The following is a 12,871-nucleotide window of genomic DNA, read 5'->3' as shown; positions in this document are numbered from 1 at the left end:
ACCGTCCGGGCGCGACGCCCGACCGGGTTACCGTCGGTCGCATGCACCTCGTCGTGAGCAACGTCCGTCCGTGGGGAACCGAGCCGTCCGACGTGGTGGTGACCGACGGTGTCGTGAGCGCCGTCGTCCCGGCGGGCACCGCGGCCGTGCCGGAGGGTGCCGAGGTCGTCGACGGGCGCGGCCTGCTCGCGCTCCCCGGGTTCGTCAACGCGCACGCGCACGTCGACAAGTCGTGGTGGGGGCAGCCGTGGGTGTCGTACGGCGGCGAGGCGACGACGCAGGGGCGGATCGCGCACGAGCGCGCCGAGCGTGACCGGTACGGCATCCCGTCGGTCGCGTCGACCACGGCCGTGCTGCGCGAGCTCCTCCGGCACGGCACGACCGCCACACGCACGCACGTCGACGTGGACCTGGGCGTCGGGCTGCGCGGCATCGAGCACGTCCGGGCAGCGGCCGAGGACCTCGGCGGGGCGGTCGAGGTCGACGTCGTCGCGTTCCCGCAGGACGGCGTCGTCCGACGTCCCGGCGTCCTGCGCCTGCTCGACGAGGCCGCCGCCGCGGGCGCCACGCACGTCGGCGGGCTCGACCCGGCAGGCATCGACCGCGACCCCGTCACGCAGCTCGACGGGCTGTTCGAGATCGCCGAGCGGCGCGGCGTCGGCGTGGACGTGCACCTGCACGACCGCGGCGACCTCGGCGCGTTCCAGGTCGAGCTCATCGTCGAGCGCACGCGACGCGCCGGCCTGCACGGCAAGGTCACCGTGTCGCACGGCTTCGCGCTCGGCGAGCTCCCCGCCGGCCGCCAGGAGGACCTGCTCGACGAGCTCCGCGACGCCGGTATCGGCTGGGCGACCGTCGCGCCCGTCGGCACCGCACCGCTCCCGTGGCGCGGCATGCGTGAGCGCGGCATCCCCGTCGGGCTCGGCACGGACGGCATCCGCGACCTGTGGTCCCCGTTCGGCGACGGCGACCTGCTCCGCATCGCGCTCGGCTTCGCGCGCCTGCACGGGCTGCGCACCGACGACGACCTCACCGGTGCCGTCCGGCTCGCGACGTCGTCCGCCGCCGCGTTCGTCGGGCGCGACGTCCACGACCTCGTCGTCGGCGCCCCCGGCGACCTCGTGCTGCTCGACGCCGAGAACGTCCCCGACGCGCTCGTCCGCGTCCCGCCGCGCGCGCTCGTGGTGTCGCGCGGCCGCGTCGTCGCCCGCGACGGCGTCGTGCTCGTCTGAACCGACCCGCTCGACAGCACCGACACCCGGCGCGCGGCCGCGAGCCGGCGCGCGCGGTCGTCAGCCGGTCAGCGGAGGTCGCGCGACGCCATCACGCGGTCGACGGCCAGACGAAGGACGACGCGCTCGACGCCCGGCCGCGGCGGCCGGTAGCGCTCGGCGTACCGGCGCAGGGCGTCCTCGATCTCAGGAAGATCGTCGACGACGGTCATCTCGCCTTCGAGCGTGAGCCAGCGCCGCCCGTCGACCTGGCACAGCGCGGCGCGGGCGACGCGACCGCCCTCGACGGCGCGACGCACGTTGGCCGCCTTGACGCTGCGCGGTCCGGTCGTCGTGCGGGTCACCCCGGCGACCTCGTCCCACGTGAACCCGACCGGCACGACGTGCGGGGTCCCGTCGGCGCGCAGCGTCGTCAGCGTCGCGAGGTGGCGCTCGGTGACGAACGCGAGCTGGGCGTCGGTGAGGCGGAGCACCGGTCGAGCCTAGGGCCGCCGCTCCGCGCCGGTGCCGTCCCGCGCGGCGTCGCCTCCTCGCGCTGGACCGGTGTCGCGCGGCTCGGCGCGACGCCGTGTCAGCGCGGGTCGAGGCGGAGGGTCACGTCGACGACGGACGGCCCGACGACGGTGTTGACGATCCGCGCGCCGTACCGGTCGTACTTCGCGTGGTACGCGGCGTCGAGCGCGGGGTGCACGTCGGGTGCGGGTGTCGCGAACGTGACCTCCTTCTCCAGACCGCCGACCTGCACGCGGCCCGTCCCGGACGACTGCGCACGCCGGAACCACCCGTTGCCCGGGCCGTACGCGGAGCGGATGTACACGTCGTCGCCGGCGCGCACGACCCAGATCGTCACGTTCGGGCGCAGCGTCCCGTCGGGCCGGTACGACGCGACGCGCAGCTCGTCGGTCGACTCGACCACCGCCAGCTCCTCGGCGGTCCAGCCGCTCATCGCCCGTACTCCTCGTCTGTCACGTGCTCGGCCCACGTCGCGCCGCCGTCGGGGGTGTCCGTCTCCCACATGGCGAGGTGCTCCATGAACGCGTCGGGGCCTGCGCCGTGCCAGTGCCACTCGTCGGGCGGGCACCACACGGACTCGCCGGGGCGCAGCGTCAGGACGCGCCCGTCGCGCGTGCCGACCCGGGCGACGCCCTGCGTGACGTGCAGCGCCTGACCCGCGGCGTGCCGGTGCCAGGCCGTGCGCGCCCCGGGCGCGAACCGCACGCGGTTGACGCGCAGGCGGGACGGCGCGGGCGGGGCGGCGAGGACGTCGAACCAGACGTCGCCCGTGAACCAGGCGGCGGGCCCCTTCGTGGTCGGCGGGGTGTCGAGCTGTTCCATGCGGCTGTCCTTCCGTACCGACGGTCGCCGTCGCGGCCGTCACGACCATCCGACCACCGCGCGGCGGCCGCGGGGAGTCCTCGTCGAGACGTGTACCGGCAGGGCATCCCACCGACGCGCGCCCGGACGTACGGTCGAACCATGCACACCCGCTCGCTCGGACCCGACCTGCGCGTCTCCGCCGTCGGCCTCGGCGCCATGGGCATGTCGATGAGCTACGGCCCCAACCCCGGCGACCGCGACGCGATGATCGGCGTCCTGCGCGGCGCCGTCGACCTGGGCGTCACGTTCGTCGACACCGCCGAGGTGTACGGCCCGTACGTCAACGAGGAGCTCGTCGGCGAGGCGCTCGCACCGGTCCGCGACCAGGTCGTGATCGCGACGAAGTTCGGATGGCACATCGAGGACGGGCAGATGGCCGGGCTCGACTCCCGGCCCGAGCAGATCCGCCGCGTCGCGGACGCGTCGCTCCAGCGCCTGCGCACCGAGGTGATCGACCTCTTCTACCAGCACCGCGTCGACCCCGACGTGCCGATCGAGGACGTCGCCGGGACGGTCGGCGAGCTCGTCGCCGCCGGGAAGGTCCGCGCGTTCGGGCTCTCCGAGGCGAGCGCTGCGACGATCCGTGCCGCGCACGCCGTCCACCCCGTCGCGGCCGTGCAGAGCGAGTACTCGCTGTGGACGCGCGACCCCGAGGCCGAGGTGCTGCCGACGTGCGCCGAGCTCGGCATCGGCTTCGTGCCGTTCAGCCCGCTCGGCAAGGGCTTCCTGACGGGCACGGTCGACGCGTCCACGACGTTCGCCGACGACGACATCCGCCAGCGCGTCCCGCGCTTCACCGCCGAGAACCGCACCGCGAACCAGGCGCTCGTCGACCACGTGCGCGCGCTCGCGGCGTCCAAGGACGCGACGCCCGGGCAGGTCGCGCTCGCGTGGCTGCTCGCGCAGCAGCCGTGGGTCGTGCCGATCCCGGGTACGCGCCGGATCGAGCGGGTCGCCGAGAACGCGGGGGCGACCGCTCTCGCACTGTCCGCCGACGAGGTCGCCGACCTGGACGGGCTCGCCGCGCGGGTCGGCGTCGCGGGGAACCGCTACAACGACGCGGGGATGTCGATGGTCAACCGCTGACGCCGTGCCCTCCCGCGTGCGCGCCTGCTGACGCCGTCCGTTCGTGGGGCGCGCCCGCTGACGCCGTCCACCCGTCGGGCGCGCGTCAGCGGACGCTGTGCAGCCGAACCGATCGGGCCGTCACGCGCGCGGCGGCCGGTGCCCGACGGCGAACGTGCGCGTGAACCCGAGCACGACCCCCCACGGCTGCCGCGGGTACGCGGCGTCGAGCGTGGCGGCGTAGTCGTCGAGGAACGCCGCCCGCTCGGCGTCGTCGGTGAGCACGTCGAGCACGGGACGCAGCCCTGTGCCGCGCACCCACTCGAGCACCGGCGAGCGCTGCGCGCCCTCGGGGTCGAGCACGTGCTCGTACGTCGTCTGCCAGACGTCGGCGTCGAGCCCCAGCGACGCGAGCGCCCCCAGGTACTCGGCGGGCGCGGCGACGGCGGCGGCGCGGTGCAGGACCGGGAGCAGGTCGTCGGCGCGCGCGTGCCGGGCGGCGACCTCACGCATGAGCGCGTGCGACGGGGCGTCGAAGTTCGACGGCACCTGCATCGCGAACCAGCCGTCGTCGGCGAGCGCGTCGACCCAGCGCGGCAGCAGGTCGAGGTGGCCGGGCACCCACTGGAGGGCCGCGTTGGTGACGAGCACGTCGACGGGCTGCCCGAGCGCGGCAGGGTCCCAGTCCTCGACCCGGACCTCGACCCACTCGACGCGCCCGTCGGCGTCGAGCGCTCGGGCGGCGTCGAGCATCTGCGGCGAGGAGTCGAGCCCGACGACGCGTGCCCCCGGCCACCGCGGCGTGAGGCTCAGCGTGAGCGGCCCGTCACCGCACCCGAGGTCGACGACGAGCGACGGCTGGCCGGCGCCCACGCGCGCGAGCAAGTCGGCGAAAGGCCTCCCGCGGTGCGAGGCGAACAGCGCGTACTGCTGCGGGTCCCACATGACCGACCTCCCACGCAGACGGCAGATATCTCGACATCAAGATATCGCGCGTGGAGGGCGCGCGGTCGTGGCGGGCCGCGATGGCCTGTCAGCGGGCGGGTCGGGCCCGGCGCAGCAGCCGGGCAGCGACCACCAGCGCGGCGGCGGCGACGAGCAGCACCGCGCCCGTGACCAGCGCCTCGTTGCCCGACCCCAGGAGCCGTGCGATGTCCGAGTAGGTCGGGTCCGCGGGGTTCGACGGGTCGAGGTGGACGGCGTAGAAGCGCTCGGCGACGTACCAGTGGTCGGCCCACTCGGCGACGAGCCAGGCGCCTCTCACCGCGGCCAGCACCGCGCCGACCACCGCCCAGCCCGCTAGGACGCGGCGCCACCCCGCCGGAGCGAGGCGGGGAGGGGCGTCGAGGTCGTCGACCGGAGCATGCAGCTGGTGGACCGGAAGATCCGCGGCGCGGGTGCGGGGGGCGACGTCGTCGTCGGACGGTGCCTCCGCGACGCGGTCCCCACGACGCGACTCGAGGAACGCCCGGCGCGTCATCACGGCCTGACCGAGGATCAGGAAGAGGAAGCCCCAGATCGCGTAGCGCTCCATCGCCGCCACCGCGCGGACGTCCCCGGAGCCGCGGCTGATCGCGTTCCAGTTGAGCGCCGCGATCAGGTTGCCCACGCCGGTCGCGGTGAGCAGCCCGCCGAGCGAGAGCCAGCGCCGCAGGAGGGCGTCTCCTCGGGTCTCGCGCAGGGGGGCGGTCGTCGGCGTCCGCGTCATCGTCGGCCTTTCCAGGGAGCCGTGGCGTGCTCGTGGACGTGAACGTAGCGCTTCCGTCGCACCCCGCGCGGACGTTCGGGCGATCGACGACGTCTCGTCAGCCTGCGTTGCGGAGCATGAACTCCGTCTCCGTGTCGCGCCCCATCACCGGGTCGGGTGCGTCGCTGCTCGCCTGCGACGTGATGGTGTCGGCGATGCGCACGGGTTCGGGCAGCGTCGCCCAGCGCGCGCGAGGGTCGCGCGGGTCGGGCTGCGGTGCCGGTGCGTCGTCCATGCGTCCTCCGTCGTCGGCGGTGCGTCTCCCCGCAGGCTAGCCCTGCGGGGAGACGGCGACCGTCAGAACGGGCAGCTGCTGCGGACCTCGGAGTAGGCGAGGCCCGACGGCGGCGGGCAGAGGAACTGCGTGTACCGGGTGTCCTGGTCGACGAACCGCTTGAGCCACGCGATCGCGTTGCGGGCGATGGGCGTGTTCGACGTGTTGGGCGCGAAGTGGCTCGCGCCGCGCAGCTCGACGTAGGTCCGCGGTGTCGTCGCGGGGAGCGACGCGTAGAACGGCTCGGCGTGGGTCGTGACGGACGCGATCGAGTCGTTCTGCGCCCCGACGATCAGCGTGGGCGTGCTGACCTCGGGCCACGTCTTGTCGAGGTTCCACGGCGTGAGCGCGATCGCGGCGCGCAGCGACGGGTCGTCCTTCGCGGCCTCGAGGGTGCCGCCGCCGCCCATGGAGTGACCGGCGACGGCGAGCCGGGTGGCGTCGACGCGGTCGCGGACGGCGCTGCCGGTCGTGAGGTAGCGCAGTGCCGCACGGAGCTGGTCGCCGCGCGACGACGGCTGGTCGGACGTGGTCGTCGTGTCGATCGTGAAGACGACGAACCCCTGGGACGCGATCCGGTCGCCGAGCCAGGCGATGCTCGACTGCCGCGCGGTGTACCCGGGCGAGACGGCGACCGCGCCGAAGGTGCCCTGCGAGCGGTCGGTCGGGTAGTAGATCGTCCCGCCGCCGAACCCGCTGACCAGCCATCGGGACACGGACGTGGACGACGTGGCGAACGGGCCGCGGACCGCCTCGACGGAGGCGGTGGTGGGTGCGGGGCCGCGCTCGTAGGGGTTGTCCGCGGCGAGCGCGGGGGACGTGCCGGCCGGGGCGATCCCGGCCAGGGCGGCGGCGAGCAGGACGGTGGCGAGACGGCCTCCGGAGGGTCGGATCTTCATCGATGTGCCTTCCCAGGAGTCGGACGAGTCGACGACTCGTGTCATTGGTGACGTTACGCGCGTCGAGCGGTCGACGGAAGAGCCAACCGACTAGTTGGTATGCGTCGCACCGACGGCCCGACGCCGAGGCCGAGCGGCCGGCCCTGTGCACGTCGTCCGCCGGATCTGTCCGGGATGCTCTAGCGTCGCCAGCGGGGGAGCCCAGAAGAAGGGCCTGCCCGTGCCAGCCGTCCGGAGGTGTGCGGTGAGCGAGGTCGTCCAGGAACCCGCGGCGCAGCGCGGGGCTCTCCAGAAGGTGCTCGACGCGGTCGAGCGGGCGGGCAACAAGGTCCCGCACCCGGTCATCATCTTCCTCGCGCTGATCGCGCTGATCATGGTGCTGTCGGCGGTGTTCCAGGCCGCGGGCAGCAGCGTGACGTTCGAGCAGGCGCAGCTCGGGTCCGACGAGGTCCAGACGGTGACCGTCAGCGCGCAGAGCCTGCTCGACGCCGACGGCATCCGGTTCGTGTTCACCTCGGCCGTCGCGAACTTCAACGGCTTCGGCGTGGTCGGGGTCATCGTCGTCGCGATGATCGGCGTCGGGCTCGCCGAGGAGGTCGGGCTCATCGGGGCGTTCATCAAGCGCCTCGTCAAGGTCACGCCGCCGCGCTTCGTGACGTTCTCGATCGTGCTGCTCGGCGTCATCTCGTCGATCGCGACCGACGCCGGCTACCTGGTCCTCATCCCGCTCGCCGCCGCGGTGTTCGCGTCGCTCGGCCGCCACCCGCTCGCGGGCCTCGCCGCCGCGTTCGCGGGCGTCGGCGGCGGGTTCGGCGTGAACCTGCTGATCACGCCGGTGGACGGGATGCTCACGGAGATCACCAACGAGGCGATCACCGACCCTGCGCAGCACGTGTCGATCACCGGGAACCTCTTCTTCGGGATCGTCTCGTCGTTCCTCGTCGCGGTCGTCGCGACCCTCCTGACGGAGAAGTTCGTCGAGCCGCGCCTCGGCACCTACCGCCGCGAGGAGGAGGCGCCCGCGTCCGACGACCCCGAGGTCGGCCCGGCCCCCGCCGCGGCGAGCGGGGAGCTCAGCCCGCAGGAGCGCAACGGCCTGCGCTGGGCGTTCTGGGGCTTCGTCGGCGTCCTGCTGCTGGTCCTGGCGCTGTCGCTGCCGCCGGGCGCGCCGCTGCGCAACCCCGAGACGGGCAGCCTCGTCGAGGACTCCCCGCTGCTGAACAGCATCATCTTCCTCATCCTGCTGTTCTTCTTCGTCATGGGGCTCTGCTACGGCAAGGGCGCCGGGACGGTGAAGGGCAGCATGGACGTCATCAACCCGATGACGAAGACCATCGCGAACCTCTCGGGCCTGATCTTCCTGCTGCTCGTCATCAGCCAGTTCATCGCGTACTTCAACTACTCGAACCTCGGCACGATCGCCGCGGTCGGCATGGCGGACGCGCTCGAGGCAGCGAACCTGTCGACGGTCTGGCTGATCCTCGGGCTCATCGCGATGACGGCCGTGATCGACATCTTCATCGGCGGCGTCGTGCCGAAGTGGGCGATCTTCGCGCCCGTGTTCGTGCCGCTGTTCATCCAGCTCGGCGTCTCGCCGGACCTCGCGATGGCCGCCTACCGCGTCGGTGACTCGCCGATCAACGTCGCGACGCCGCTCATGCCGTACTTCGCACTCATCGTCATCTTCGCCGAGCGCTACCGGCGCAAGGTGGGCGTCGGGTCGGTCATCTCGCTCATGCTCCCGTACACGGTCGCGCTGCTGGTCACGTGGAGCGCGCTGCTCGTCGTCTGGTACCTGCTGGGCATCCCGCTGGGCCCCGGCGCGTCGATCTACCTGGAGTGACCCCGGCGAGGCTCAGGCGGCGAGGTCCGGGTCGCCGGTGACCTCGACCGTCGCCCACACGTCCCCGTCGAGCGCCCGGAGCGCGTCGACGACCGCACGCCGCACCCGGTCCTCCGCGTCGACGTCCCACGTGCCCGGCTCCACGACGAAGTCGACCTCGACGTACAGCCGGCGGCCGAGCTTCGTCGCGCGCACGACGGGCTCGGGCAGCCCGAACCGGTCCCGCACGTCGGCGACGGCAGCCGCGAGCGCCGCGGCCACGGGCCCGGACGGCGACGCCTCCAGCAGCTCGCGCGCCGCCGCACGCACGAGCCCGACCGGCACCGGGACGATCACCGCGCACGCCACCAGCAGCAGCACCGGGTCGGCGTACCGCGTCGCGGCCGTCGCGCCGAGCGCGTCGAGCCCGAGGGCGGCCGCACCGCCGACGCCGACGACCGCGCTCAGCACGGCGCCGGCCCGCCACTGCGCGACCTCCGCGTCGACGAGGTCCGAGCCGCTCGTCCGCCGCAGCCACGCGACGACGCCGAGCGACACGGCGGCGCTGGTGACGCCGTAGAGCAGCATCGTCGCGGGGCTCGCGTCGGAGCCGCCCGCCAGCAGGGTCGTCACGGCGTCCGCCGCCGCGTACGCGACCGTGCCGAGCAGGGCGGCGCCCTGCAGCGCGACGGCGAGCGGCGTGACGGCGTGCCTGCCGAACGGGTACTCGACGGTCGGCGGCGAGGCGGCGGCGCGGGCGGCGGCGAGCGAGACGCCCGAGAGCAGGATGCCCGCGAGCAGGAACACGCCGTCGAACACGAGCACGCCCGAGTCGGCGAGCACCCCCCAGACGACCGCACCACCGCCGATGACCGCCGACGCGGCGATCGACACGACGAGCGCCCGTCGCTCCCTGTCCTCCGGCGAGCCGCCGCGTGGCGCGCCGTCGCGTGACGCGCCGTCGCCGTGCACCCCGTCCCGGGGCACGCCCTCCCCGTGCGCGCCGCGTCGTGGCGGGTCCGTCATTCCGGTGCGCGGTACGCCGACGCGACCTCGGCGAGCAGGCGCGCGCCGAACCCGGTGGCGCCCTTGGTCCGCCACGCGTCGTCCTTCTCCGAGCGCATCGGACCCGCGATGTCGAGGTGCGCCCACGGGGTGTCGCCGACCCACTCCGCGAGGAACAGCGCCGCTGTGATCGCGCCCGCGAACTCCCCGCCGAGGTTCTTGAGATCGGCGACCTCGGAGTCCATCCACGACCGGTACCGGCGGTCCAGCGGCAGACGCCAGACGCGCTCGTCGGTGGCGTCCGCGGCGTCCTCGACGAGCCTCTGGACGCGGTCGTCGTTGCCGAGCAGCCCCGCGGTGAGCGGTCCGAGAGCTGCGAGGCACGCGCCGGTCAGGGTCGCGATGTCGACGATCGCGTCGACGCCGTCCTCCTGCGCGAGCGTGATCGCGTCGGACATGACGAGCCGGCCCTCCGCGTCGGTGTTGACGACCTCGATCGTCCGGCCCGCGCGCGTGACGAGCACGTCGCCCAGCTTGGTCGCGGTCGCGGACGGCATGTTGTCGGTGAGCGCGAGGTACGCGGACACCCGCACGGGCACGCGCAGCTCGCGCAGCACGCTCATCGCGGCGAGCACGGCACCGGCGCCGGTCATGTCCATCTTCATCGCCGCGTGCATCGCGTTCGACGGCTTGAGGCTGATGCCACCCGAGTCGTAGGTGATGCCCTTCCCGACGAACCCGAGGTGCCCGGGCGCCGCGCCGCCCTCGGGCACGTAGTGCAGCACGACCATGCGCGGCTCGACGGCGGACCCGGCGTTGACCCCGAGCAGCCCGCCGCACCCGAGCGCGACGAGCGCCGCCTTGTCGTGCACCGTGATCTCGAGCCCGGCGTCCGCAGCGAGGCGACGCGCGACGTCGGCCACGTCCGGCGCGGTGAGGTGACCTGCGGGCGTGTTGGCGAGGTCGCGCGAGAGGGCGGCGGCGCGGGCGAGGACCAGACCACGGGCGACGCCGTCGCGTGCGGCGGACGCGTCGGCGTCGGGGACCCGCAGGTCGAGCCGCTCGACGGCGACCGTGTCCGGCTCCGACCGCAGCGGGTCGTACCGGTAGCGGCCCAGCACGACGCCTTCGACGACGGCCTGTGCGGCGGCACCCACGCCGGAACCGCCCGTGAGCGGGACCGCCGCCAGGTCGGTCGCGAGGTGCGCGGCGCGTCCGTCGGCCCGCGCGAACGCCGCGGCGGCGTCGCGGAGCACCGCGGGCGTCACGTCCGCGGCGGGCCCGAGCCCGACGAGCACGAGCGACGGCTCGTCGCCGGGCCGGGGGAGCGCGAGGGTCGCGCCGGGCGTCGCGCGGAACCCCCACGCGGCGAGCGCGTCGCGGTCCAGGCCGACGCCGGGTGGGAGGTCGCCGTCGCTGGTCACGCCGACGCCGACGGTCCGGGCGGCCGCGTCAGGCGGTACGACCTCGACGCGCAGCGCGCGCACGAGCGGGAGGGACGGGACCGGGTCGAACGCCATGGTGGTCTCCTTCGAGGGTGGTGCTCCTGCAGTGCCCCTGCGCGCCCGTCAGCCGGTCGGCCAGACGAGCGGGATCAGGCCTACGGCGACGACGAACCACGCTGCCGTCGTCGCGAGCCCCAGCTTCCAGTAGTCGCCGAACCGGTACCCCGCCGGGTTCATCACGATCATGTTGGCGGGCGTCGCGATCGGGGTGAGGAACGAGGCCGCCCCGGCCACCGCGACGAGCATGAGCACGGGCGCGAGCGCGACCCCGGACTCCTGCGCGGCGGCGACGGCGATCGGCACGACGATGAGGACGGTCGCGGTGTTGCTCACGACCTGCCCGAGCACGAGCGTGAGGACGAACAGCGCGGTGAGCAGCAGGCGCGCGTCCCCGCCCGCGACGAGGTCGACCAGGTACCCCGCGACGAGGTCCGCCGCACCGCTCGTGCTGATCGCCGTGGACAGCGGGATGAGGCCGCCGACCAGCACGACCGTCTGCCACGACACCGCCCGGTACGCCTGCGCGGGCCGCACGACGCGCAGCAGCACCATCCCGACGGCCCCGACGAGCCCGGCGACCGCGGGCGGCACCAGGCCGCTGGCCAGCAGCCCGACCGTGACGGCGAGGACCGCGACGGCCCGCCACGCGGTCGCCCCGAGCGGGACCGAGCGGCGCACGAGGTCGGGGTCGTCGACGACGAGCACGTCGTCGGACCCGGACAGCGCCTCGACCGCCGGCCACGTCCCGTGCACGAGCAGCATGTCACCCTCGGCGAGCTCGGTCGCACGCGCGCCGCGGGGCAGCCCGAGCCGCCGGACGGACAGCACCGAGACGTCCGCGAACCGCAGGCCGGGGAAGACCCGCCGCCCGACGAGCGCGGACCGCGGCGGTACGACGAGCTCCGCGACGCCGACCTCACGGCCCAGCAGCGCCTCGCGCGTGTGCCGGGTCAGCGGGGTCGCGACGACGTCGAGGTCGTGCGCGGCGACGAGCGGCGCGACCGCGTCGCTGGGTCCGCTCACCACGAGCACGTCGTCCGCGGCGATGACCTCCTCGACACCGCCCGGGCGCCCGTCCGGGTGCTGCACACCGAGCACCACGACGTCGTCGGGCGCCGCCACGTCGCCGAGCGCGGCCCCGACCAGGTCCGACGACGCCCGCACGCGCGCCCGGAAGAACCCCCGTTCGAGCCGGTAGTGCTCGACGAGCGTGCCCAGGTGGTCGGAGAAGTCCGCGGGCACCACGTCGGGCTGGCGCTCGGGCAGCAGCCGCGGTCCCAGCGTCACCGCGACCGCGACGGTCACGGCGACGAGCGGCGCGCCGACCAGGGCGAACTCGAAGAACCCGAACCGCTCGCCCGTCGCGTCGGCCAGGGCGTCGGACACGATCACGTTGACCGTGCTGCCCGACAGCACCAGCAGCGCACCGGCGCTCGCGGCGAAGGCCAGCGGCATGAGCAGCTGGGCGGGAGCCTGCCGGGACCGCCGGGCGGCGAGGACGACGACCGGCAGCAGCGCCGCGGCCGCGCCGTTCGGCGTGACGAACGCGGCCATGAGCGCCGACAGCAGCATGACCGCGACGAGCAGCGGACCGCGTCGCGTCCCTGCGCTGTTGACCAGCAGCTGCCCGGCCCACGCCGTGACGCCTGACGACTCGAGCCCCTCGCTCAGCACGAACAGCGTCGCGATGAAGATCACGACGGGGTCGCCGAACCCGGCGACAGCGGCCGTCGCGTCGACCAGGCCGGTGGCCCAGAGCGTGAGGGCGGCGAGGATCGCGACGACGCCGACGGACAGCCGGTTCCACACGAACAGGCCGACGACGCCGCCGAGCACCAGCAGGCTCACCGCCGCGTCCGACACGCCGCCTCCTGACGGTCCGGGTGTGTTCGCCACCCTAGGTGGGATCGCCCGTTTCCTCCCGGTGGGCGCGGCCCGACGGGCC

The 12,871-nt window shown here is 74.5% G+C and carries 13 protein-coding genes; 3 read left to right on the top strand and 10 right to left on the bottom strand.

Going from position 1 to position 12,871, the window contains the following annotated elements; translation table 11 throughout:
• Nucleotides 1-41: 41 nt before the first annotated feature.
• On the top strand, nucleotides 42-1,232 hold the full coding sequence (locus KOV94_RS05950; RefSeq protein ID WP_124342876.1) for an amidohydrolase: 1,191 nt from the start codon (nucleotides 42-44) through the stop codon (nucleotides 1,230-1,232).
• Between the two features lie 68 nt (nucleotides 1,233-1,300).
• Here KOV94_RS05950 and KOV94_RS05945 read toward each other — a convergent pair whose 3' ends face one another.
• The 3 genes from KOV94_RS05945 to KOV94_RS05935 all read right to left on the bottom strand — a co-directional run bounded on the left by KOV94_RS05945 (nucleotide 1,301) and on the right by KOV94_RS05935 (nucleotide 2,567).
• Complete coding sequence (locus KOV94_RS05945; RefSeq protein WP_124342877.1) at nucleotides 1,301-1,705, bottom strand: pyridoxamine 5'-phosphate oxidase family protein; 405 nt, start codon at nucleotides 1,703-1,705, stop codon at nucleotides 1,301-1,303.
• A 98-nt stretch (nucleotides 1,706-1,803) separates the two neighbouring features.
• Nucleotides 1,804-2,178, bottom strand: a complete 375-nt coding sequence (locus tag KOV94_RS05940; protein ID WP_124342878.1) for a DUF2255 family protein — start codon at nucleotides 2,176-2,178, stop codon at nucleotides 1,804-1,806.
• Entirely contained in the window at nucleotides 2,175-2,567 is a 393-nt protein-coding gene (locus KOV94_RS05935; protein ID WP_124342879.1) for a (R)-mandelonitrile lyase, read from the bottom strand. The genes KOV94_RS05940 and KOV94_RS05935 overlap by 4 nt, the downstream gene beginning before the upstream one ends.
• Before the next feature lie 141 nt (nucleotides 2,568-2,708).
• Between KOV94_RS05935 and KOV94_RS05930 the strand changes: the two genes are divergently transcribed.
• Entirely contained in the window at nucleotides 2,709-3,695 is a 987-nt protein-coding gene (locus KOV94_RS05930) for an aldo/keto reductase (protein ID WP_218051485.1), read from the top strand.
• A 120-nt stretch (nucleotides 3,696-3,815) separates the two neighbouring features.
• Here KOV94_RS05930 and KOV94_RS05925 read toward each other — a convergent pair whose 3' ends face one another.
• The 4 genes from KOV94_RS05925 to KOV94_RS05910 form a co-directional block, all read right to left on the bottom strand.
• Nucleotides 3,816-4,619, bottom strand: coding sequence for a methyltransferase (locus KOV94_RS05925; RefSeq protein WP_124342881.1), 804 nt, complete (start codon nucleotides 4,617-4,619; stop codon nucleotides 3,816-3,818).
• A gap of 88 nt (nucleotides 4,620-4,707) precedes the next feature.
• A complete protein-coding gene (locus KOV94_RS05920) occupies nucleotides 4,708-5,382 on the bottom strand; it encodes a hypothetical protein (protein WP_218051484.1) in 675 nt (224 codons plus the stop codon).
• Between the two features lie 97 nt (nucleotides 5,383-5,479).
• On the bottom strand, nucleotides 5,480-5,656 hold the full coding sequence (locus KOV94_RS05915; protein WP_124342883.1) for a heme biosynthesis protein HemY: 177 nt from the start codon (nucleotides 5,654-5,656) through the stop codon (nucleotides 5,480-5,482).
• Between the two features lie 62 nt (nucleotides 5,657-5,718).
• Entirely contained in the window at nucleotides 5,719-6,594 is an 876-nt protein-coding gene (locus KOV94_RS05910) for an alpha/beta hydrolase family protein (protein WP_124342884.1), read from the bottom strand.
• Between the two features lie 244 nt (nucleotides 6,595-6,838).
• Between KOV94_RS05910 and KOV94_RS05905 the strand changes: the two genes are divergently transcribed.
• A complete protein-coding gene (locus tag KOV94_RS05905) occupies nucleotides 6,839-8,437 on the top strand; it encodes an AbgT family transporter (protein WP_124342885.1) in 1,599 nt (532 codons plus the stop codon).
• Nucleotides 8,438-8,449: 12 nt separating this feature from the next.
• On the opposite strand, the gene KOV94_RS05900 is transcribed toward KOV94_RS05905, so the two are convergent.
• The 3 genes from KOV94_RS05900 to KOV94_RS05890 are packed head-to-tail and all read right to left on the bottom strand — an operon-like array spanning nucleotide 8,450 to nucleotide 12,789.
• The gene (locus KOV94_RS05900; protein WP_200829700.1) at nucleotides 8,450-9,403 is read right to left on the bottom strand and encodes a cation efflux transmembrane domain-containing protein; all 954 of its coding nucleotides are present in this window, start codon (nucleotides 9,401-9,403) and stop codon (nucleotides 8,450-8,452) included.
• A gap of 35 nt (nucleotides 9,404-9,438) precedes the next feature.
• A complete protein-coding gene (locus KOV94_RS05895; protein WP_218051483.1) occupies nucleotides 9,439-10,941 on the bottom strand; it encodes a leucyl aminopeptidase in 1,503 nt (500 codons plus the stop codon).
• 48 nt (nucleotides 10,942-10,989) lie between these two features.
• Nucleotides 10,990-12,789, bottom strand: coding sequence for an SLC13 family permease (locus KOV94_RS05890; RefSeq protein WP_124344383.1), 1,800 nt, complete (start codon nucleotides 12,787-12,789; stop codon nucleotides 10,990-10,992).
• Between the last annotated feature and the right edge of the window lie 82 nt (nucleotides 12,790-12,871).

Origin of the sequence: Cellulomonas algicola (genome assembly GCF_019024305.1) — a bacterium.
GTDB classification, from domain to species: Bacteria; Actinomycetota; Actinomycetes; order Actinomycetales; family Cellulomonadaceae; genus Cellulomonas; species Cellulomonas algicola.
Note: the sequence above shows the minus strand (reverse complement) of the source record. Positions and strands in the feature narration are given on the sequence as shown.